This window comes from Streptomyces ovatisporus (genome assembly GCF_042653885.1).
In the GTDB taxonomy this organism is placed as follows: domain Bacteria; phylum Actinomycetota; class Actinomycetes; order Streptomycetales; family Streptomycetaceae; genus Streptomyces; species Streptomyces ovatisporus.
The window spans coordinates 307386-328060 of record NZ_JBHSFH010000003.1; the positions used below are offsets into that span (position 1 = coordinate 307386).

Annotated in this window: 19 protein-coding genes; 8 read left to right on the forward strand and 11 right to left on the reverse strand. The window is 69.3% G+C overall.

Annotated features, from left to right (window positions below):
• Positions 1-2: 2 nt before the first annotated feature.
• From ACFPA8_RS02980 to ACFPA8_RS03005, 6 genes are all read right to left on the reverse strand, one after another.
• Positions 3-761, reverse strand: a complete 759-nt coding sequence (locus ACFPA8_RS02980; protein ID WP_386441778.1) for a TerD family protein — start codon at positions 759-761, stop codon at positions 3-5.
• Positions 762-911: 150 nt separating this feature from the next.
• Positions 912-2057, reverse strand: coding sequence for a DUF475 domain-containing protein (locus ACFPA8_RS02985; RefSeq protein ID WP_386441780.1), 1146 nt, complete (start codon positions 2055-2057; stop codon positions 912-914).
• Positions 2058-2095: 38 nt separating this feature from the next.
• The gene (locus tag ACFPA8_RS02990) at positions 2096-2674 is read right to left on the reverse strand and encodes a TerD family protein (protein WP_386441783.1); all 579 of its coding nucleotides are present in this window, start codon (positions 2672-2674) and stop codon (positions 2096-2098) included.
• A gap of 108 nt (positions 2675-2782) precedes the next feature.
• Positions 2783-3358, reverse strand: a complete 576-nt coding sequence (locus ACFPA8_RS02995; protein ID WP_386441786.1) for a TerD family protein — start codon at positions 3356-3358, stop codon at positions 2783-2785.
• A 111-nt stretch (positions 3359-3469) separates the two neighbouring features.
• Positions 3470-3928 (reverse strand): peroxiredoxin, encoded by a 459-nt coding sequence (locus ACFPA8_RS03000; RefSeq protein WP_386441789.1) that lies wholly within the window; start codon positions 3926-3928, stop codon positions 3470-3472.
• 189 nt (positions 3929-4117) lie between these two features.
• Positions 4118-4558 carry a DUF3052 domain-containing protein gene (locus ACFPA8_RS03005; RefSeq protein WP_045863226.1) on the reverse strand — a complete coding sequence of 147 codons (441 nt, stop codon included), beginning with the start codon at positions 4556-4558 and terminating at the stop codon, positions 4118-4120.
• A 406-nt stretch (positions 4559-4964) separates the two neighbouring features.
• Here ACFPA8_RS03005 and aceE point away from each other — a divergent pair, with 406 nt between their 5' ends.
• Positions 4965-7712 carry a pyruvate dehydrogenase (acetyl-transferring), homodimeric type gene (gene aceE, locus ACFPA8_RS03010; RefSeq protein WP_386441792.1) on the forward strand — a complete coding sequence of 916 codons (2748 nt, stop codon included), beginning with the start codon at positions 4965-4967 and terminating at the stop codon, positions 7710-7712.
• Between the two features lie 96 nt (positions 7713-7808).
• Here aceE and ACFPA8_RS03015 read toward each other — a convergent pair whose 3' ends face one another.
• Both ACFPA8_RS03015 and ACFPA8_RS03020 read right to left on the reverse strand, forming a co-directional pair.
• Positions 7809-8261 (reverse strand): peptidase inhibitor family I36 protein, encoded by a 453-nt coding sequence (locus ACFPA8_RS03015; protein WP_386441795.1) that lies wholly within the window; start codon positions 8259-8261, stop codon positions 7809-7811.
• A gap of 420 nt (positions 8262-8681) precedes the next feature.
• The gene (locus tag ACFPA8_RS03020; protein ID WP_386441797.1) at positions 8682-10301 is read right to left on the reverse strand and encodes an MFS transporter; all 1620 of its coding nucleotides are present in this window, start codon (positions 10299-10301) and stop codon (positions 8682-8684) included.
• A gap of 109 nt (positions 10302-10410) precedes the next feature.
• Here ACFPA8_RS03020 and ACFPA8_RS03025 point away from each other — a divergent pair, with 109 nt between their 5' ends.
• The 6 genes from ACFPA8_RS03025 (at position 10411) to ACFPA8_RS03050 (ending at position 17291) form a co-directional block, all read left to right on the forward strand.
• Positions 10411-11124, forward strand: coding sequence for a TetR/AcrR family transcriptional regulator (locus ACFPA8_RS03025; RefSeq protein WP_386441800.1), 714 nt, complete (start codon positions 10411-10413; stop codon positions 11122-11124).
• A 135-nt stretch (positions 11125-11259) separates the two neighbouring features.
• Positions 11260-12501 (forward strand): alpha/beta hydrolase, encoded by a 1242-nt coding sequence (locus ACFPA8_RS03030; protein WP_386441802.1) that lies wholly within the window; start codon positions 11260-11262, stop codon positions 12499-12501.
• Between the two features lie 78 nt (positions 12502-12579).
• Positions 12580-13488 carry a DUF4429 domain-containing protein gene (locus ACFPA8_RS03035; RefSeq protein ID WP_386441805.1) on the forward strand — a complete coding sequence of 303 codons (909 nt, stop codon included), beginning with the start codon at positions 12580-12582 and terminating at the stop codon, positions 13486-13488.
• A gap of 242 nt (positions 13489-13730) precedes the next feature.
• The gene (locus tag ACFPA8_RS03040; protein ID WP_386441807.1) at positions 13731-15206 is read left to right on the forward strand and encodes a sensor histidine kinase; all 1476 of its coding nucleotides are present in this window, start codon (positions 13731-13733) and stop codon (positions 15204-15206) included.
• Positions 15203-15889 (forward strand): response regulator, encoded by a 687-nt coding sequence (locus ACFPA8_RS03045; RefSeq protein ID WP_386441810.1) that lies wholly within the window; start codon positions 15203-15205, stop codon positions 15887-15889. Before ACFPA8_RS03040 ends, ACFPA8_RS03045 begins: the two co-directional genes overlap by 4 nt.
• A 193-nt stretch (positions 15890-16082) precedes the next feature.
• A complete protein-coding gene (locus tag ACFPA8_RS03050; RefSeq protein WP_386441813.1) occupies positions 16083-17291 on the forward strand; it encodes an alpha/beta hydrolase in 1209 nt (402 codons plus the stop codon).
• On the opposite strand, the gene ACFPA8_RS03055 is transcribed toward ACFPA8_RS03050, so the two are convergent.
• Both ACFPA8_RS03055 and ACFPA8_RS03060 read right to left on the reverse strand, forming a co-directional pair.
• Positions 17269-18303, reverse strand: a complete 1035-nt coding sequence (locus tag ACFPA8_RS03055) for an aldo/keto reductase (RefSeq protein ID WP_386441815.1) — start codon at positions 18301-18303, stop codon at positions 17269-17271. The two genes, ACFPA8_RS03050 and ACFPA8_RS03055, sit on opposite strands and share 23 nt — an antisense overlap.
• On the reverse strand, positions 18300-18782 hold the full coding sequence (locus ACFPA8_RS03060) for a MerR family transcriptional regulator (RefSeq protein WP_386441818.1): 483 nt from the start codon (positions 18780-18782) through the stop codon (positions 18300-18302). The genes ACFPA8_RS03055 and ACFPA8_RS03060 overlap by 4 nt, the downstream gene beginning before the upstream one ends.
• Before the next feature lie 80 nt (positions 18783-18862).
• Between ACFPA8_RS03060 and ACFPA8_RS03065 the strand changes: the two genes are divergently transcribed.
• Positions 18863-19741 (forward strand): serine hydrolase domain-containing protein, encoded by an 879-nt coding sequence (locus tag ACFPA8_RS03065; RefSeq protein ID WP_386441820.1) that lies wholly within the window; start codon positions 18863-18865, stop codon positions 19739-19741.
• Positions 19742-19852: 111 nt separating this feature from the next.
• Here the strand turns inward: ACFPA8_RS03065 and ACFPA8_RS03070 are convergent, their stop codons facing one another.
• Positions 19853-20653 carry a pirin family protein gene (locus ACFPA8_RS03070; protein ID WP_386441823.1) on the reverse strand — a complete coding sequence of 267 codons (801 nt, stop codon included), beginning with the start codon at positions 20651-20653 and terminating at the stop codon, positions 19853-19855.
• Between the last annotated feature and the right edge of the window lie 22 nt (positions 20654-20675).

Sequence of the window (20675 nt, forward strand, 5' to 3'; positions counted from 1 at the left end):
CGTCACGCCTTCCCCGTCTTGTAGCCGCGTCCCCACTGCAGGCCCCAGCCGTACAGCCGGTCCAGTTCGGCCTGGAAGCCGTAGACGTAGCGCACCTCGCGGCGGACCGTCAGCTGGCCCTTCTCGTGCTGCATCAGCAGCACCGCGCACGAACGCGCCTGCGGTGCACGCCTGTCGAGGCTGACCTCGACGCGGGGGCCGCTGCTGGGAAAGAGGGTGAGGACGGCGTGCGTACGGTCGAAGGCCGGGGTTCCGTCGTAGATGTAGACGAAGAACAGCAGCCGCTTGATGTCGTCCTTGTGGTCGAGGTTGACGTAGATCGTCTCGCCCGACGGCGAACCGAAGCGGTCGTCCCCCGTGAGTTTCACGTACGGCGGGGAGCTCCAGTCTCCGAGGAAGTTGCCCAGCGGCTGCACCACGCCCTTGCTGCCGTCCGCCAGTTCGTACATGCAGGCGAGGTCCAGGTCCACGTTGACCACGCCCTGCGTGTGCGCCTGGACCACCTGCGGCTTCAGCGCCTGCAGCGGGTTGCGCAGCGAACCGCGCCTGCTCGTTCTGTCGTCGAAGTCGGAACTGCGCATCCGCCAGGACAGGTTGACCCGCAGGCTGCCGCTGTCCGCGCCCTGCTCCGTCAGAGACATGGAGGACTGACGCTTGGTCAGCTCCACCGAGTAGGCCGACGAACCCACCATCGAGTCGAATGCCGACCCGCGCCGTCGCCTGCTCACACCACTCCGCCAGTTCTCCCACAGGGAGACCATCACGCACCCCCACTCACACTTCAACTGCCGCGGGGCGGCTCCGAGTCGGGACTCGGAGCCGCCCCGCAAAGAGCGTTCCGCAAACAGGCCTCGATGACACCCGGATCGGTCAGCCTGACCGCTGCCGCGAATGCCTCGGTCGGTGGCGCCTCACGTCTTGGAGCTGACTTCCTTCTCCTCCGACGATTCCCCGCCGCCCTCGGCGGCCTCGATGGCCTGGTTGCGGCGCACCGAGGACCAGAAGGATGCGGCGATCAGACCCACACCGACCAGGCCCGTGATCACCTCGTTGATCTGGAACTTGATGGTGATGAGCAGGATGGCCGCCAGGGCGCCGATCGCGTAGTGCGCACCGTGCTCGAGATAGACGTAGTCGTCGAGCGTGCCCTGCCGGACGAGGTAGACCGTCAGCGACCTGACGTACATCGCACCGATGCCGAGGCCGAGCGCCATCCAGAAGATGTGGTTGGTGATCGCGAAGGCGCCGATGACGCCGTCGAAGGAGAACGACGCGTCCAGCACCTCGAGGTAGAGGAACATGAAGAACGCGGCCTTGCCGGCGAGGCCGACCATGGTCGGGTCCTTGCCCTCTTGCTTCGCCTTCTCCTCCTCTTCGTGCTCGCGTTCCTCCTCCTCTTCGAGCTTGTTCTCGAAGTGGCTGGAGAGACCGCCCACGAGGAGGTACGTGATCAGGCCGGCGACGCCCGAGAGCAGCACCGTCGCAGACTTGTCGGCATGCGCACCGCCGTGCTGGTGCGCCTCGACGGCGAACGTCATGGCCGAGACCATCAGCACGATCAGGGCGATGCACACGGAGAGCATGTCCACCTTGCCGAGCTTGGCGAGGGGACGCTCCAGCCAGGCGAGCCACTTGTATTCGCGCTCCTCGAAGATGAAGTCGAGGAAGATCATCAACAGGAACATCCCGCCGTAGGCCGCGATGGCCGGGTGGGCGTCCGTGACCAGCTGCTCGTACTTGGTCGGACTGTCCAACGCGAGCTGCACGGCCTCGATGGGGCCGATCTTGGCACTGATGGCCACGATGACGACCGGGAAGACCAGCCGCATCCCGAAGACCGCGATGAGGATGCCGATGGTGAGGAAGATCTTCTGCCAGAAGGCGTTCATCTTCTTCAGCACACCGGCGTTGACGACCGCGTTGTCGAAGGACAGCGAAATCTCCAGGACGGACAGGATCGCCACCACGGCGAACCCTTCCCACCCCCAGAACAACGCCGCGAAAGCCAGACCGACGGCGGTGACGCCGAAGGACCAGCCGAAAGTTTTCAGGACCACTGGGCTACCAATCCGCTTTACGAACAAATGACCTTGGCTTACGAAACATTGACCCCGAAGTCTAGAGCGATGCCTCGCAGCCCAGAGGCGTACCCCTGTCCAACGGCCCGGAACTTCCACTCACCGCTGTGCCGGTAGAGCTCCCCGAAGATCATCGCCGTCTCCGCGGAAGCGTCCTCGGTGAGGTCGTAGCGGGCGAGTTCCTGGCCGTCCGCCTGGTTGACGACGCGGATGTAGGCGTCGGTCACCTGCCCGAACGCCTGGTGCCGGTTGTCGGCGTCGTAGATGGAGACGGGGAAGACGATCTTGTCGACGTGCGCGGGCACGAGCCCGAGGTCCACCAGGACCGTCTCGTCGTCGTCGCTGCCCGAGCCGCCCACCAGTTCGTCGCCGGTGTGCTCGACCGCCCCCTCGGGACTCTTGAGGTTGTTGTAGAAGACGAAGTACTCGTCGCCCAGCACCTTGCCGTTCGCACAGAGCAGTGCGCTGGCGTCCAGGTCGAAGGCGGCTCCGGTGGTGGAGCGGGCCTTCCAGCCCAGACCGACCTGGACCTGCGTCAGGTTGGGTGCGGCCTTCGAGAGGGAGACGTTTCCCCCCTTGGCTAGCGTGACGCCCATGATCTGATCCTCTCCCCGATGGCTGGTGCGACCAGTCTGCCGACATCACCAGGCGCCGCACACCTCCCAATTACGGAAGTCTGCGGCGCCGGTGGCTGCCGAGATCTCTCAGACGTTGACCCCGAAGTCCTGGGCGATTCCGCGCAGGCCCGATGCGTAGCCCTGGCCGATGGCGCGGAACTTCCACTCCGCCCCGTGCCGGTAGAGCTCACCGAAGACCATGGCCGTCTCCGTCGAGGCGTCCTCACTGAGGTCGTAACGCGCCAGCTCGTTGTTGTCGGCCTGGTTCACGACGCGGATGTAGGCGTTGCGGACCTGCCCGAAGCTCTGCTGGCGGCTCTCCGCCTCGTAGATGGAGACCGGGAAGACGATCTTGTCGACGTCGGCCGGGACGCCGGCGAGGTTCACCTTGATGACCTCGTCGTCGCCCTCGCCCTCACCGGTGAGGTTGTCGCCGGTGTGCTCGACGGAGCCGTCGGGGCTCTTGAGGTTGTTGAAGAAGACGAAATTCTGGTCGTTGCCGACCTTGCCCTCGGAGTTCGCCAGCAGGGCGCTGGCGTCGAGGTCGAAGTCCGAGCCTGTGGTCGTACGGGCGTCCCAGCCGAGACCGACGATCACGGCGGTCAGGTTCGGGGCTTCCTTGGTCAGCGAGACGTTGCCGCCCTTGCTGAGGCTGACTCCCACGAGTCCTCCAGGTGTCTGTTCGCACGGAGCACTGCGTGCCCCCGCTGTTTCGGTTGCGGACTGATCAACGAGTGGAGCCTGGTGAGCGGTTCCCCCACCTCCGGCCTTCACTCAGAGGTTTTGCAGTGCCTTGGAGTATTCGGTCAGGTCGCGGGCGTCGGGAAGACCGTTGACGACCGTCCAGCGCACGACGCCTTCCTTGTCGATGATGAAGGTGCCGCGCACCGCGCAGCCCTTCTCCTCGTCGAAGACACCGAAGGCACGGGAGACCTCGCCGTGCGGCCAGAAGTCGGAGAGGAGGGGGTACTCCAGGCCTTCCTGGTCCGCGAAGACGCGCAGCGCGAAGGGAGAGTCGTTCGAGACCGCGACCAGCTGCACGTCGTCGTTGACGAACGTCGGCAACTCGTCGCGCAGCGCGCACAGTTCGCCCGTGCAGACGCCCGTGAAGGCGAAGGGGTAGAAGAGCAGAACGACGTTCTTCTTCCCCTTGAAGTCGGAGAGCGAGACGCTCTCGCCGTGCTGGCTCTTCAGGGTGAAGTCCGGTGCCTTGGTGCCGGCCTCGATAGCCATAGGGAGAAGGGACCCTTCTGTGGAGACGACGTGTTCGTGCGTCCCTGCGCGGGAGTCGCGATGGGCGCGCGATCAGTTCCCGTGGGGACTCAGCCCAGTCTTTCACTCCCGGCGAGGGAACAGGACGGCCCCCGGCAGCCTTGCCGCCGGGGGCCGTACCTCGGAGTCCTCATGCTCGCCGGAGCGCCGTCACCGCTTGCCTGTGCGAGCGGCCTTGGGGGTGACAAGGCGACTGCCGCTCCAGTCCTTGCCCGCGTTGACGGTGCTGGTCTGGGCAAGTCCCGCGGTCTGTGCCGCCTCGCCGATCTCGCTCGGCTCCACATAGCCCTCGCGCCCCGTCTTGGGCGTCAGCAGCCAGACCGGAGAACCCGCGTCGATCATCGTGGTGGCGTCCACCAGCGCGTCCGTCAGGTCGCCGTCCTCCTCGCGGAACCACAGCATCACGGCGTCGGCCACGTCGTCATGATCCTCATCGACGAGCTCCGTACCCGTGATGGCCTCGATTCCCTCACGGAGTGCCTGCTCGACGTCGTCGTCGTAGCCGAGCTCCTGGACCACCTGTCCGGGCTGGAAACCCAGCCTTGCGGCGGGGTTGGTCCGCTCCTCCGCGTGGTCCGCGGTCGCGCTCACGGATTGCCTCCTGTCTCTTGCTGGAATGTGCCTTGCGCCCCGCGCGCACGCGAGGCAATGGCCGTAGTCCACACGGGCAGGGCGGATCGCGCAAGTACCCCACCATCCATCCCGCCCAAACGTTGACGTGTCCTCCCACAATGCCCGATGAGCAGTGATTCACACCACAGCGCTCCGGAAGGTAAGGGCGAGTTCGGCCCCATTCGTTCCGTCTGTTCGGAGGCGGCGCGGCCTGGCTGTGCGCGGCGTAGGGTGGCAGATCGGCCGCCCTCTTCGATGCTCCCTCCGAGGGCCTGCGAGACGGAACCGGGTTACCTCTCAGTAGAGGTGACGTGAGCGCACCGGCGGTACACGATGGAGGCGGCGCGACACCATGCAGAGCAATAACGAACAGCGAAGGAACAGCGTGGCTTCCGGATCCGATCGCAACCCGATCATCATTGGCGGCCTTCCCAGCCAGGTCCCGGATTTCGATCCCGAGGAGACCCAGGAGTGGCTCGACTCGCTCGACGCGGCCGTCGACGAGCGGGGCCGGGGACGTGCCCGCTATCTCATGCTCCGGCTCATCGAGCGCGCACGTGAAAAGCGCGTCGCCGTTCCGGAGATGCGCAGCACGGACTACGTCAACACGATCGCGACGAAGGACGAGCCCTTCTTCCCGGGCAACGAGGAGATCGAGCGCAAGGTCCTGAACGCGACCCGGTGGAATGCCGCGGTGATGGTCTCCCGCGCGCAGCGCCCGGGCATCGGGGTGGGCGGCCACATCGCCACCTTCGCCTCGTCGGCCTCGCTCTACGACGTCGGCTTCAACCACTTCTTCCGCGGCAAGGACGAGGGCGACGGCGGGGACCAGGTCTTCTTCCAGGGCCACGCCTCTCCCGGCATCTACGCCCGTGCGTTCCTCCTGGACCGCCTCACCGAGACGCAGCTCGACGGTTTCCGGCAGGAGAAGAGCAAGGCGCCGGACGGCCTCTCCAGCTACCCCCACCCGCGGTCGATGCCCGGCTTCTGGGAGTTCCCCACGGTCTCCATGGGGCTCGGTCCCATCGGTGCCATCTACCAGGCCCGCATGAACCGCTACATGGAGGCCCGCGGCATCGCCGACACCTCCCGTTCCCATGTCTGGGCGTTCCTCGGCGACGGCGAGATGGACGAGCCCGAGTCGCTCGGCCAGCTCTCCCTGGCCGCCCGCGAAGGACTGGACAACCTCACCTTCGTCATCAACTGCAACCTGCAGCGTCTCGACGGGCCCGTACGCGGCAACGGCAAGATCATCCAGGAGCTGGAGTCGTACTTCCGCGGCGCCGGCTGGAACGTGATCAAGCTGGTGTGGGACCGCTCCTGGGACCCGCTGCTGGCCCAGGACCGCGACGGCGTGCTGGTCAACAAGCTCAACACCACGCCCGACGGCCAGTTCCAGACCTATGCCACGGAGACCGGCGCCTATATCCGCGATCATTTCTTCGGCGGTGACCAGCGGCTTCGGGCGATGGCCGAGAACATGACCGACGACCAGCTGCTGCACCTGGGACGCGGCGGCCACGACCACCGCAAGGTGTACGCGGCCTACAAGGCGGCCAAGGAGCACCAGGGCCAGCCGACGGTGATCCTCGCGCAGACCATCAAGGGCTGGACGCTGGGCCCGAACTTCGAGGGCCGCAACGCCACGCACCAGATGAAGAAGCTGACGGTCGACGACCTCAAGGGCTTCCGTGACCGGCTGCGTCTCCCGATCCCCGACGAGGAGCTACAGTCCGGTGCGCCGCCGTACTACCACCCCGGACGGGACTCCGAGGAGATCCAGTACATGCACGACCGCCGCCGTGAGCTGGGCGGTTACGTGCCCACCCGGCTGAACCGGTCGAAGCCGCTGAAGCTCCCGGGCGACAAGGCGTACGCGGCGGTCAAGAAGGGCTCCGGTCAGCAGCAGATCGCGACCACGATGGCCTTCGTCCGGCTGCTGAAGGACCTGATGCGGGACAAGGAGATCGGCAAGCGTTTCGTGCCGATCGCGCCCGACGAGTACCGCACCTTCGGAATGGACTCCTTCTTTCCCTCGGCGAAGATCTACAACCCGCTGGGGCAGAGCTACGAGTCCGTGGACCGCGAACTGCTGCTCGCCTACAAGGAGTCGCCGACCGGCCAGATGCTGCACGACGGCATCACGGAGGCAGGCTGCACCGCCGCCGCGACCGCTGCCGGCTCCGCATACGCCACCCACGGCGAACCGCTGATCCCGATCTACGTCTTCTACTCGATGTTCGGTTTCCAGCGGACCGGCGACCAGTTCTGGCAGATGGCCGACCAGCTTGCCCGCGGCTTCGTGCTGGGCGCGACCGCGGGACGTACGACCCTCACGGGCGAGGGGCTGCAGCACGCGGACGGGCACTCGCAGCTGCTCGCCTCGACCAATCCGGCGGCCGTCTCCTACGACCCGGCCTTCGGATTCGAGATCGCGCACATCGTCAAGGACGGTCTGCAGCGGATGTACGGCTCCAGCGAGGAGCACCCGCAGGGTGAGGACGTCTTCTACTACCTCACCGTCTACAACGAGCCGATCCGGCAGCCCGCGGAGCCGGAGAACGTGGACGTCGAGGGGATCCTCAAGGGGCTCCACCGCTACAAGGAGGGCACGAAGGGCACTCTCGGCGCCCAGATCCTCGCCTCCGGTGTAGCGGTGCCCTGGGCGCTGGAGGCGCAGCAGATCCTGGCCGATGACTGGAACGTCAAGGCGGACGTCTGGTCGGCGACCTCGTGGAACGAGCTGCGCCGCGAGGCGGTGGACGCAGAGGAGCACAATCTGCTGCACCCGGAGGAGGAGCAGCGCGTGCCGTACGTGACGCGCAAGCTTCAGAACGCCGAGGGGCCGAAGGTGGCCGTCTCCGACTGGATGCGGTCCGTGCCCGACCAGATCGCCCGCTGGGTTCCCGGCACCTACCAGTCGCTGGGCGCCGACGGTTTCGGCTTCGCCGACACCCGTGGCGCCGCCAGGCGTTTCTTCCACATCGATGCGCAGACGATCGTCCTCGCCGTGCTCACCGAGCTGGCACGGGAGGGGAAGATCGACCGCTCCGCGCTGAAGCAGGCCGTCGACCGCTACAACCTGCTGGACGTCGCGGCCGCGGACCCGGGCCCTGCGGGCGGCGACGCGTAGGGACCGCACGGCGCACCCAGGTGCATCGCGCGCGGTCCGGCGAGAGCGCCGGACCGCGGCGGTGCCCGTCGGGCCGGCGGTCCCCGGGCGGGCCACTCAGCGCTCCCAGACCTTGAGGGCCCGCACGCGGTACGCAGCCTCGGGCGTCCAGGCGCCGGACGGGTGGGTGTGGAACTCACCTGTCTCGGCGCACTCTTCGCTCTGGTAGACCGTCACGGGGCGGCCGGTGCGGTTCGCGAACGACTGCGCGCTCATCCCCTTCGGCAGCCGTTCGCAGCTGCCGGTGGAGACGCCGCTCAGTTCGTACGTACGGCGGTCCCCGCGGAACTCCTTCCGCTGCCACAGGCACACCTCCCCGGCGGCGCACTCCCCCAGCTTCGTGGCGTCGCGGTGCACGGCTGCCGATTGCGCCACCGGGGCGGCCGCCGCAGCGGCAGAACTCACCGGTCCGCCCGCGGACGCGGCCGCCAGCGCGAGCACGATGGCGACGCTTCGCGCTGTCGCGGTGCGGCCTGGCCTCGTCGGCTTTCCGGCTGCTGGTCCGGACATGCGCGGGCTCTTCTCGGACATGCTGATCACTTCCCCCGACTCCGACCGGGCGGATTCCCCGGCGTCGTGATCAGGATGTCCGCGGCCAGGACCCTCGCCAAGCCAATTCGGCGGGGTTCACCGGGAGGGGTGGCGGAGTTGTCCACAAGCCCGTTGCGGGGGGCGTCACAGTGCGACGACCGGCGCCTCAGTGAAACAGCCGGGCGCGCAGCCGGTGCTCGGCGTCGAGACCGACCGGCAGGCACCCCGCGGACACGCCGCAGGGCCCACCGCAGGCCCACCGCAGGTGCACCACAGACAAACCGCAGACAAACCGCAGACACAGCAACGGGGCGGAACGGCCCCGCCGTTCCGCCCCGTTCGCCGAGGCGATCCCGGGTGCTCCCCCGCCGCCTGGACTTCAGGCAGCCGGAGCACCGGTCACACGTGCACGGACGGCCCCGCGTCCGTGGAACCCCGCTTGGTGAAGAAGGCGACGCCGGCGGCGAGTACGGCGACGATGCCCGCGCAGGTGAAGGCGAGCCCCATGCCGGACATGAAGGAGTCGTGCACGACGTCCTTGACGGCCGCGGCGATCTGCTCCGGTGTCCCCTGGGGCGACGGCGGTGTCACTCCTACCTCGGCGGCGCTCTTGAGCTGGTCCTCCTGCCCGGGCGCGAGCGGCGGAAGTTTGGAGTCCGCCCATTTCTCGGGCAGCACGGTGTCCACGCGGGACGCCATGACGACACCGAGTACGGCCGTACCGAGACTGCCTCCGACCTGCATGGCCGCCTGCTGGAGTCCACCCGCGACCCCGGCATGCTCGAGGGGCGCGTTGCCCACGATGACCTCCGTGGCACCGACCATCACCGGGGCCAGACCGAGGCCCAGCAGGGCGAACCAGAGCGAGGTGACCGCGAAGCTGCTGTCCGTCTCCAGCGAGGACAGGCCGAACATCGCGACCGCCGCAATGATCATGGCCGTGACCAGCGGCACGCGCGGGCCGACCTTGGAGATCACGCCACCGGCCAGCGGCGAGGCGACGATCATCATGGCGGTGAGCGGCAGCAGCCGGACGCCACTGTCCACCGGCGTCATGCCGTGGACGTTCTGCAGGTAGAAGGTCACGAAGAAGATGCCGCCCATGAAGCCGAAGGCCATCAGCACCATCAGCACGGTGCCCGCCGTCAGCGGGACCGAGCGGAACATGCTCAGCGGAAGCAGCGGTTCCGCCGCCTTGGCCTCCCAGATGCCGAAGAGGAGGAACGTGACGAGGGCCGCCGCGAGGAAGCCGAGCGTCGCGGTGTCCCCCCAGCCCCACGCGGGCGCCTTGATGAGCGCCCAGATGAGGCAGAACATCGCGACGGACAACAGGACGATGCCCGGGACGTCGAACGAACGCGGCGCGTTCCGGGCGCGGTGGTCGCGGAGGATCAGCAGACCCATCGCCAGCGCGACGAGTCCGACCGGGATGTTGATGAAGAACACCGACTCCCAGCTGACGTGCTCCACCAGCAGGCCGCCCACGATGGGCCCGGCCGCGGTCGAGGCGCCGATCACCGCACCCCAGATGCCGATGGCCGCGTTCAGCTTCTCCGCGGGGAAGGACGCGCGCAGCAGACCGAGAGCGGCGGGCATCAGCAGCGCCCCGAACAGCCCCTGGAGCACCCGGAAGGCGACGACCAGGGAGACGCTGCCGCCCATGCCGATGGCACCGGAGGACGCGGCGAACCCGACGACGCCGACGAGGAAGGTCTGCCGGTGACCGAACCGGTCGCCGAGCTTGCCCGCTGTGATCAGCGCGACGGCGAGGGCGAGGAGATACCCGTTGGTGATCCACTGGACGTCGGCGAGCGACGCCCCGAGGTCCTGCTGGATGGCAGGGTTGGCGATCGCGACGATCGTCCCGTCGAGGGCGACCATGGTGATCCCGATCGCCACGGTGACGAGAGTCAGCCACGGATGACCGCGAAGGCCCGAACCGGTGCCGGGTATGCCCGTGCCCTGAGGACCGGGCGGCTCGGCGGCCTGGCCTTTGACGATGCTGGTCTGAGAGCTCATGGCGCGAGATTAGTGACAGCCGCTGACAATTGACAAACCGAATTATTCGTCGCTAGATGTCAGGCTGCTCACACGATTGTGCGCAGCACACCACTGGGAGGTGGCAAGCGTGACGGGACTGCGCGAGCGCAAGAAGCAGCGGACCCGGGACTCCCTCATCCGTGCCGCCCACGAACTCTTCGTCGAGCAGGGATACGAGGCGACGACGGTCGACGAGATCGTCGCCGCGGTGGACGTCTCCCAGCGGACCTTCTTCCGCTACTTCACCAGCAAGGAAGAGGTGGCGTTCGCGCTCCAGACGCTCGTCTCGGAGCGCTACCTGGAAGCCGTACGCAACCGTCCGCCCGGCGGCTCGCCGGTGCAGGTGCTGCGCAGCACTCTGGACGAGACGTGGGAGAGCATCGGCGAAGCCATCGAGGAGGTCGTCCCCCTCCCGCTGCACATGCAGATGTGGCAGATCATCGAGACGACTCCCTCGCTCGTCGCCGTTCACCTGCGTCACTCCATGGAGATGGAGGAACGGCTCGCCGCAGAGATCGCCAGCCGTGAAGGGCTGGACCTGGACACCGATCCGCGGCCACGCGTACTGGTCGCCGCCTTCTCCGGAGTGATGCGGGCGGCCAGCCGCTGCTGGGGCTCGGGTGGCGACACCACCGTGCGGGCCGCCCGGCAGAAGGTCGAGACCTACGTCGACCAGCTCGGCCCCGCGCTCGGCCATGACTGGGGAACGGCCGGGACGCGCGACGCGGGTGCCAGAGCTCGTCCCGCACTGCCGTCGGCGTCCACCCCGCGTACGCCGCCGGAGACGGCCCCTTCCAACTGACCGACGGCACGGTCCCGTCTGCGAATCGGCGACGGCCTCATGGCCGCCCGGACTGACCCGATCAGGCGTGACGAAACGTGAGATGACTCACGGCGCCCACGAGGACTCGGGGGTGTCTCCTAGGGTTGTCGCCCAGTGACTTCCTTCTCCGCCCTCAGCAACCCCCTGTCCGGGCACGGCATCGGTCTGCCGCCCGCAGGTTCGCCTGGCGCCAACTTCTGGCGCGGGGCGCTGGCTCTCGCCGTGGTGCTCGTCCTGCTGGCGACCACTGGCTGGACGGCGATCCGCGAGCACGACGGCACCCCCGGCCCGTACGCGGCAGCCCTGCTGGCCTGGGAGAAGGGCAGCATCGCCGGACGGCAGCTTCCGGACCCCGACGACGAGCCGGCCTCGGTGGGCCGTTTCTTCCGTTCGCTCAGCACCGCGCAGAGGGAACGGCTCGCCGACCGCTATCCCTTGGTGGTGGGCAACCTCGGGGGTGCCCCCGTGAAGCTGCGCTACCTGGCCAACCACCGGGCGCTTCTGAAGGCGCGCGACGTGGAGCGCGAACGCGTGTCCGACGAGCGTCTGACCGACCAAGGCCGTCACACGGCGAGCCGCCGTATGCACCGCTTCGAGTCCCTGCTGCGGCCGGGACGGCAGATCATCGCGTTCGATCCGACCGGCAGCGGCCGCGCCGCCGAAGTGTTCGGCGACCTCGACCGGGCACGCCGGGTCTCGGTCGTCGTACCCGGGGTGGACACCGACCTGCTGTCCTTCGAGAAGTCCGGGGAGCCCTACGCGGCACCGGCCGGCATGGCGCGGGCGCTGCAGGAGCGGCAGCGGGCCGCCGCGCCGCACATCCCCACCGCGACAGTCGCCTGGGCCGACTACACGGCGCCCACCGGGCTGGGAGTGGAGGCCGCCTCGGGCCACCTCGCCGAGGACGGAGCGGAGAGGCTCGACAACTTCGTGGACGGGCTCCCCGGCTCCCGCATCGCCCTCTTCTGCCACAGCTACGGCTCCGTGGTGTGCGGGGACGCCGCCGGAGAACTGCCGCCCCGGGTCAGCGACATCACCGCCTCCGGAAGCCCGGGCATGCGGGTGGACCACGCCGGCCAGCTCGGCACCCGTGCCCGCGTCTGGGCGGTGCGCGACAAGGACGACTGGATCGCCGACGTCCCCCACATGGAGGTCGGCGGCCTCGGCCACGGCGCCGACCCCGTCGCTCCCGCTTTCGGGGCGCGCAGGCTCTCCGCGACCGGTGCGGTCGGGCACACCGGCTACTACGTGCCGGGCACCGACAGCCTGGACAACTTCGCCGACATCGCGACAGGTTCGTACGGCTCCGTCACCTGCGCGACCAGCGACCCGAACTGCCTCGGCGTCTCCGCCTGAAGCCTGCTCCGGCAGGGAATTACGCGCGTAGCGCTGAGGAGGGGGACGTGCGGGCAGCTCACGCATACGATGGGCCGCATGGGTGACGTACTGGCTGGAATACACTCCACCTGGGAGTTCGACACGGACTCCGTGCTCATCCGCTTCGAACGGGGGATCCGCACACCGAAGCTCTTCCACGTGCTGGGAGAGCGCCGCATCCCGTACGAGGCGCTGAGTCATGTCGAACTCACGCCAGGTGGCAAACGCGGCACCGTGGTGCTGCGCGCCGAGCCCCGCGTCGGCGCCGATCCGCTGCTGGAGGCCGCAGCCGGACAGCTCAAGGACGGATGCGACCCCTACCGTCTGGTGCTGCCCGCCGAACGCGAGACGCTGGCCGACTACTACGCGACGGAGCTGCGCGCGGTCATGAGCGCGGACGCGGACAAGCCGGCCGAGCACCATCTGGTCGCGGCTCCGCTGCCGCCGCACAGCTTCAAGGCATTCGACGGCAAGGCGTCGTTCGACGGTAAGACGGTCTTCTTCCGCTGGTTCTGGACGGGTGCGTCGTCCACCAAGTGGAAAGCGGGGGACCAGAGTTTCCAGGTCAGCGACCTGGAAGGCGTCGAGTGGCGATCACCGGAGATCGCCGGCGGCCATCTGCGCGTACTGCCGCGTGACGGGCGGGCGCCGGAGGCGGGCGAGCCCGACAAGGACCCGGCCTCCGTGGTCTTCGGCGTCGGGTACGGACTGGTGCACGAATCGCTGCCGTTCGCCGCCTCGGTACTGGAAGCCGTACGGGCCGCGGCGCCGGAGACCTCGCCGGCTTCGGCCGCCGCTGCGGCCTCCCCGGCCCCGGCCCACAACTCGCGCAGCGCCCACCCCGGACGCTCCGACCCCGCGGACATCGCCGAACGCATCCGGCATCTCGGCGAGCTGCACGAGGCCGGACTGCTGACGGACGACGAGTTCTCCAAGAAGAAGGCCGACCTGCTGGCCGAGCTCTGAGCCGGACGACCGTCCGCAGGAGCTGTCCGCACGAGCTGCCCGCCCCGCCGACACAACAGTCCACCGGTCCGCAGATCCCCGGACCCGCACAGGTCCACAGGTCCACAGGTCCACAGGCCGAGCGTCCGCAGACACTGTGCGATCAGTCGCGGGCAACCTGCCCCGCCCTACTGCCGTAGGGGGTACATCCGGTACTGCCGTATGACGTACCGGCCGCCCCCCGCCCCTAATCTGAGCGCGCGATGTCCTCCTCCCCGCCTGACCCGCCGGCTGCCGAGCCGTCCTCCGGACCGTCCCGCGAGCCGTCCGGACAGCAGCCGTCCCGGACTGTGCAGACGGCGCTGCGCGGGCTGCGCTCGTTCGCTGCGGCTCTGACGACACCTGTGCACTCCGGGGACGCCCCGCCTGTGCTGCGTTCCGGAGTGGTCAGGCGGCGGCTGGCCCACGTGCTCACCGCTGCGCTGGTCGTCCTGCTGATTCCGGTCACGACGAACGTGCTCTCGGAGGACTACGGCCTGCCGGGTGCGGTGGCGACGTCGCTGGCCTTCGCCCAGGCCGGGCCCCTGCTGCTTGCTGTGACCCGCCCGCTGCAGGCCTGGTGGGTCGTGATCACCGCCGACACCGCCGGCGCGCTGCTCGTGCTGTTCACCCCGCCGACCGAGGACTCCTGGCCGTGGCCGGCGACGGTGATCGTCGGCTATCTGGTGCTGTGTCTGGCGCTGGCGCTGCGCGAGCGCCGCAGCACCCTGATCGCCGTCTGGACAGTCACGCTCGTACTGTCGCTCGTTCTCGGCTTCTTGGCGCAGGACCGCAGCGACGGCACGAACGTCCTGCTCATCGTCCTCAGCGGGATCATCCTGCTGCTGGGCGCCGCCATGCGCGAACGGGCCGACGCCCAGCGGCGGCTCGCCGAACAGGAGACGATCAGCGAAGCGGAGCGGGCCCGTCGCACGCTGCTGGAGGAGCGTGCGCGTATCGCACGCGAACTGCACGACGTCGTCGCTCACCACATGTCCGTCATCACGGTCCAGGCGGACAGCGCCCCATACCGGCTGAGCGGACTGCCGCCCGCCGCGCGGGAGGAGTTCGACTCCATCGCCGCCACCGCGCGCGAGTCGCTGTCCGAGATGCGCCGTCTGCTGGGCGTGCTGCGCAGCGAGGAGAACAATGGAGAGCGCGCGCCGCAGCCGGGGCTCGACCGCCTCGGTCAACTGGTGGAGGCGACGGTACGGGCAGGGGTGCCGACCGAACTGTCGGTGGCACCGGAGCTGTCCGGGTTGCCGCAGGCAGTACAGCTGTCCGCGTACCGCATCGTGCAGGAGGCGCTCGCCAACGTCGTCCGGCACGCGCCGGGTGCGTCAGCGCACGTGTTCGTGAGAGGTGCGGGGGAGGACGACACGCGGAGCGGCAGGAGCAACAGGAGCACCGGAATCGGCAAGGCCGGAAGCGTGGAGGCCGGAAACCCCCCGCACGGACATCTGGACGGAACCCCCTCCACCCTCACCGTGCTGGTCGTCAACGGCCCGGCGCCCCAGCCGGCCGGACCGCCCCTGGAGACCACCGGCACGGGGCACGGCCTGGTCGGCATGCGCGAGCGCGTACGGCTCGTCGGGGGCACCCTCGACGTCGGCCCGCTCCCCGACGGCGGTTTCCGTGTGGCCGCCGGGCTCCCCGTGCTTCCAGCGCCCCTGACCGGGAAGGACCCCTCACCCTCATGACCACCCGTGTGATCATCGTCGACGACCAGGCCATGGTGCGGGCGGGCTTCGCCGCCCTCCTCGCCGCGCAGCCGGACATCGACGTGGTGGGCGAGGCCGCGGACGGAGCACAGGGCGTCGAGCTGTGCGGCCGTACGCACCCCGATGTGGTGCTCATGGACGTCCGCATGCCGGAGATGGACGGGCTCGAGGCCGCCAGGAAGATCCTGAGCCCCGGCACGGAGGGTGGCACCGCACACCGTCCCAAGGTTCTGATGCTGACCACGTTCGACGTCGACGACTACGTCTACGAGGCGCTGCGCGCGGGCGCCAGCGGATTCCTCCTCAAGGACGCTCCGCCCGCAGATCTGATCGCTGCCGTACGCGTCGTGGCGGAGGGCGAGGCTCTGCTGGCGCCCTCGGTGACGCGGCGGCTCATCGCCGACTTCGCCCGTCAACGGCCCGTCCCCCAAGCGACGTCCCGGGGCCTGCAGTTGAACGGGCTGACCGACAGGGAGACCGAGGTTCTGGAGCTGGTGGCACGGGGACGTTCGAACAGTGAGATCGCCGACGCCCTCGTCCTCGCCGAGCAGACCGTGAAGACGCACGTGAGCCGCATCTTCACCAAACTGCATCTGCGGGACCGCGCACAGGCCGTGATCTTCGCCTACGAGTCGGGACTCGTCTCCCCCGGTGAGGGCTGATCGTCCTACCACCCCCGCAGGCCCTGCGGAGACCGTGTCCCCTCCTCCCTGGGGAGGGCACACCCACCGGCCCACTACCCGGGTACTGCCCGCGAGTTGGCTCCACGGTGTGACGCAGTGACGCAGACCCCCGCCCGAATCTGCTCCCACCGAGCCGCCGGGTCCTCCGGCAGCCGCCGGAGGGAGAACCGGGATGAAGCGTCGCCTCAAGAGGGCCCTGACCGCTGCCGCGCTCGTCGGCACAGTCGTCGCAGCCACCGCCGGCTGGGCAGCGGGGTCGCAGCAGAGCGCCGTGACCGGACCGCCCCCGGGAGCGGCTTCCTGGCGGGCGGACGGCAGCACGGTCGGACGCCCGCTCCCCGACCCCGCAACGGCGCGTCCGGGGCAGATCGCCTCGTTCTTCGCCGACCTCGGCCCCGTACAGCGACAGGCTCTGGCCCGTCGGCATCCGCTCGTCGTGGGCAATCTCGACGGTGCGCCCGTCGCACTGCGCTACGCAGCCAACCGTCTCGCTCTGCGTGCGGAGTCGGCCCGTCAGCGCTCCCGTGCGACTGACCCCGCGCTCACGCTGGAGGACCACGCTCACGCCCGGCAGAAGGCGGCCCGGTACGCCCGGCTCCTCGGCCCCGAGCGGCAGATCCTCGCCTTCGACCCGCGTGGCCGCGGCCAGGTGGCGGAGGTCCACGGGGACCTGGCCGCGGCCGAACGCACCGCGGTGATCGTGCCGGGCTCCGACATCGACCTGCAGACCTTCGACCGAAAGGGCCCCGACCGGTACGGCACACCCTCCGGCATGGCCACGTCGCTGCGGTCACAGATGCAGAAGGCCGCGCCCGGCACACGCACAGCCGTCATCGCCTGGGTCGGTTACACGACCCCTGTCGGGCTCGGGCCCGATGCGGCCACCGCGCGTCTCGCCGACGCGGGCGCGCCCCGTCTGGAACGGTTCCTGCACGGTCTGTCCCGGACGGGCGCGCCGGCGCCCGCGCTGCTCTGCCACAGTTACGGCTCCGTCGTGTGCGGCAAGGCTGCGGGGGATCTGACCAGGAACGACGCATCGGACATGATCGTCTTCGGCTCCCCCGGCATGCACGCGGGTTCGGCCGGCGACCTCGGTACCCGCGTGCCTGTCTGGGCGGCCCGTGACGCAGCCGACTGGATAGGCCGGATTCCGAACGTCCAGCTGTTCGGCCTCGGCCACGGTGCCGACCCGGCCGGCGACGGCTTCGGCGCCCGCGTGGTCTCCTCCGACCGCGCAGAGGGTCACGCGGGCTATCTGGAGCCGGGCACCGACTCGGGCGCCAACTTCGCGGCGATCACGCTCGGTTCGTACGACGCCGTGCACTGCGCGGACGGATCACGGCAGTGCGCGCGGAGCGTCACTGCCGCCCGGCCGACGTGAACGACATGTCGGCGTACCGGTCGCCCGCGACCCGTGCCGCGATGGGCTCCAGCAACGCCAGTTCGTCCGCGGACAGTTCGATGCGCGTGGCGGCTGTGTTCTCCTCCACCCGGCTCCGCTTGCGGGTCCCCGGGATCGGTACGACAGTCAGACCCTCCCGCAGCCGTGCCTGCTGGTGCACCCACGCCAGAGCGATCTGTCCGAGCGTCGCACCATGCGCGTCCGCGACCTGCCGCACCGGATCCAGCAGTGCCGCGTTGGCACTTGCGTTCTCCCCGGTGAAACGCGGCTGCTGCCGCCGGAAGTCGTCGCCAGTGAGATCCTTCTCGGCATTGGCGAAGGCCCCCGTGAGGAACCCGCGGCCGAGCGGCGAGTACGGCACGAAGGCGACGCCCAGTTCACGTGCCGCGTCCACGACACCGTCCTCGACGTCACGGCTGAAGAGCGACCACTCCGACTGGAGTGCCGCGATGGGATGGACGGCCTGCGCGGCCCGCAGTTCACCGGCCGTGACCTCGCTCAGGCCCAGGTGCCTGACCTTGCCCTCCGTCACCAGCTCGGCCATCGCACCGACGCTCTCCTCGATGGGGACGTCCACGTCGCGGCGGTGCATGTAGTAGAGGTCGATCTCCTCGACGCCGAGCCGCCGCAGGCTGGCCTCCACGCACTGCCGCACGTACGGACGGTCGTTGCGGATGAACCGCTTCGTGGGGTCGGACGGGTCCAGGCTGATGGCGAACTTGGTCGCCAGCGTGATCTCGTCGCGGTGTGCGCGTACGAAGGGCGAGATGAACTTCTCGTTCTCCCCCGCTCCGTACATGTCAGCGGTGTCGTACAGAGTGACCCCGAGCTCCAGCGCCCGCTCCAGAGTCGCCCGTGCCTCGTCGGTGTCGGTGGGTCCGTACGCGAAGCTCATGCCCATGCAGCCCAGGCCCTGGACGCCTGTCTCGGGCCCCTGAGCTCCGAGGCGTACCGTGGTGATCTTTTCACTGCCGTGCGAGTCCGTGCTCATGCGGTCCTCTCAGTCTTCTCCGACGGCCGAAGTGCCGCATACATGTCGATCTTGTAGTCGAGTACGGCGAGGGTGTCCCGGAGTTCCGAGATCCGGCGGCGTACGTCCTCACGCGTCGCGACCAGGAGCGCGTGCCGCTCCGGGAAGGTGTGCTCGCCCTCGCGGACGAGTTCCGCGTACCGGACCATGTCCGCGACGGGCATGCCCGTCAGCCGCAGTTTCGCGACCAGGCCGAGCCAGTCGAGGTCCTTGTCGGTGAAGCGCCGCTGCCCCGTGTGCGACCTGTCCACATGCGGCATCAGGCCGATCCGCTCGTACCACCGCAGTGTGTGCGCGCTCAGCCCGCACACCGCCGCGACCTCGCTGATTGTGTAGTGGTCCTGCCCGCCCGGCCGGAGGCGGGGCGCCTCCACGGAAGCGCACACGTCCGGTTCGACTGTCTCGTCCGCTGTATCGGTCTCCGTCTCCGTCACAGTCATAAGTGAACGCTACGGACTTCGAGTGCACTCCAAGCAAGCCAGAAATTCCGGCGCGTCGGCTCGCGTTACGCTCGGGGGCCATGGACAGCCTGCGGATGATCGAGAACTGGCCGGTGCCGACCGCTGCGGCCGCAGTCGTCGCACAGGCGGACGGCTCCGGAGCAGCAGAGGACGGCAAGACCTCCCGCGGCGCGGCGCGGCCTGTCGTCGCCGGCAGCCACGGACCGGCAGACCACCGCTTCCCGCTCGCCTCCGTCACGAAGCCGCTCACCGCCTACGCGACGCTGATAGCCGTCGAGGAGGGGGCGGTGGAACTCGACGAGCCGGCAGGTCCCGCCGGTTCGACCGTCCGGCACCTGCTGGCGCACACCTCCGGCCTGGCGTTCGACGAAGACCGCCCCATGGCCGAGCCGGGCACCCGGCGCCTCTACTCCAACGCCGGCTTCGAGGCGCTCGGCGACCACCTCGCCAAGGTCACCGAGATCCCCTTTCCGCAGTACCTGCACGAGGCGGTCCTCGAACCACTGGGCATGACCTCGACGGAGCTGCCGGGCTCCCCGGCGAAGGACGCCCTCTCCACTGTCGGCGACCTCACCCGCTTCGCCGCCGAACTGCTCTCCCCTCGCCTGCTCTCGCCGCAGACCCTCCGGGACGCGACCACGGTGGCCTTCCCCGGACTCAGGGGCGTACTGCCGGGCTACGGAGGCCAGTCGCCGAACGACTGGGGACTGGGCTTCGAGATCAGGGACGGCAAGTCCCCGCACTGGACGGGTGCTTCGTCCTCGCCCCGCACCTTCGGCCACTTCGGGCAGTCGGGCACGTTCCTGTGGGTGGACCCGGAGGCGGACGCGGCCTGCGTCGCCCTGACCGACAGGGACTTCGGGCAGTGGGCCGTCGAGGCGTGGCCGCAGTTCACCGACGCGGTGCTCGCCGAACTGCGCGAGCGGCGCGCCGGTTGAGCTGACCGTACGGCCACACGGTCAGTGGTCCTACAGGCGCAGTCTCCTGGCCAATGTTCACTGTCCGTGCGAGCCGGCCGCAGGAGCCCGTTCCACTGAACGCGTGGCACCTCACCCGTAGCCGGGCTCCGCGTGCATCTCCCACATCAGCAGTTCCACAGGACCGCCCGCGCCCCGCGCCTCCAGATCACGGGCGTCGGTGATCCGTGCCGCGTCACTCTCCCCGAGCCGGTGCGCCGGGCCGCTCTCGCCGTCCGAACCGGCAGAGACGGCCCCGGCCGCGGCCCGGGCTCCGGGGGTGCCGCGATCCCCGGCACCTCCACCCGTCAACTCGGCCGTTCCGCGCACCACGTGGAGGTACACCCAGGCGGCTTCGGGAACGGCCGTACGCTCCCCCTCCGCCAGCCGCCGAACGTGCAGCACCGCCTCCGTACGCGGCACCGCGAAGGGCGTGCCGTCCGCGATGCCGTGCACCACCTCGTACTCCGGTTCGTACTCCTGCCTGCCGCCGTCCTCCGGAGAGCCGGTGTCCTGGCCGGCGGTGCCCGGGACGAGCCACATCTGCACGAAGCGCAGCGGGCCCTGCCCGGCGTTGCGTTCGGTGTGCCGCACGCCGCTGCCGGCGCCCAGCCGTTGTACGTCCCCCGCGCGCACGAGCGAGGACCTGCCCGTGGAGTCGCGGTGCTCCAGTTCGCCCTCGACGACCCACGTGACGATCTCGACGTCCCTGTGGGGGTGTTCGGCGAATCCCGCACCGGGCGAGAGCCGTTCCTCGTTGCAGGCGACCAGTTGTCCGAAGCCGACGTTGTCGGGGTCGTAGAAGCCCGAGAAGGAGAACGCGTGCCGGGTGTCGATCCCCGCCTCCGCGTCGCCGCCCCGATACCGGTCCTCCGCCCGCCACACGTGAAGCATGAACCCACGGTAGACGTCCCCG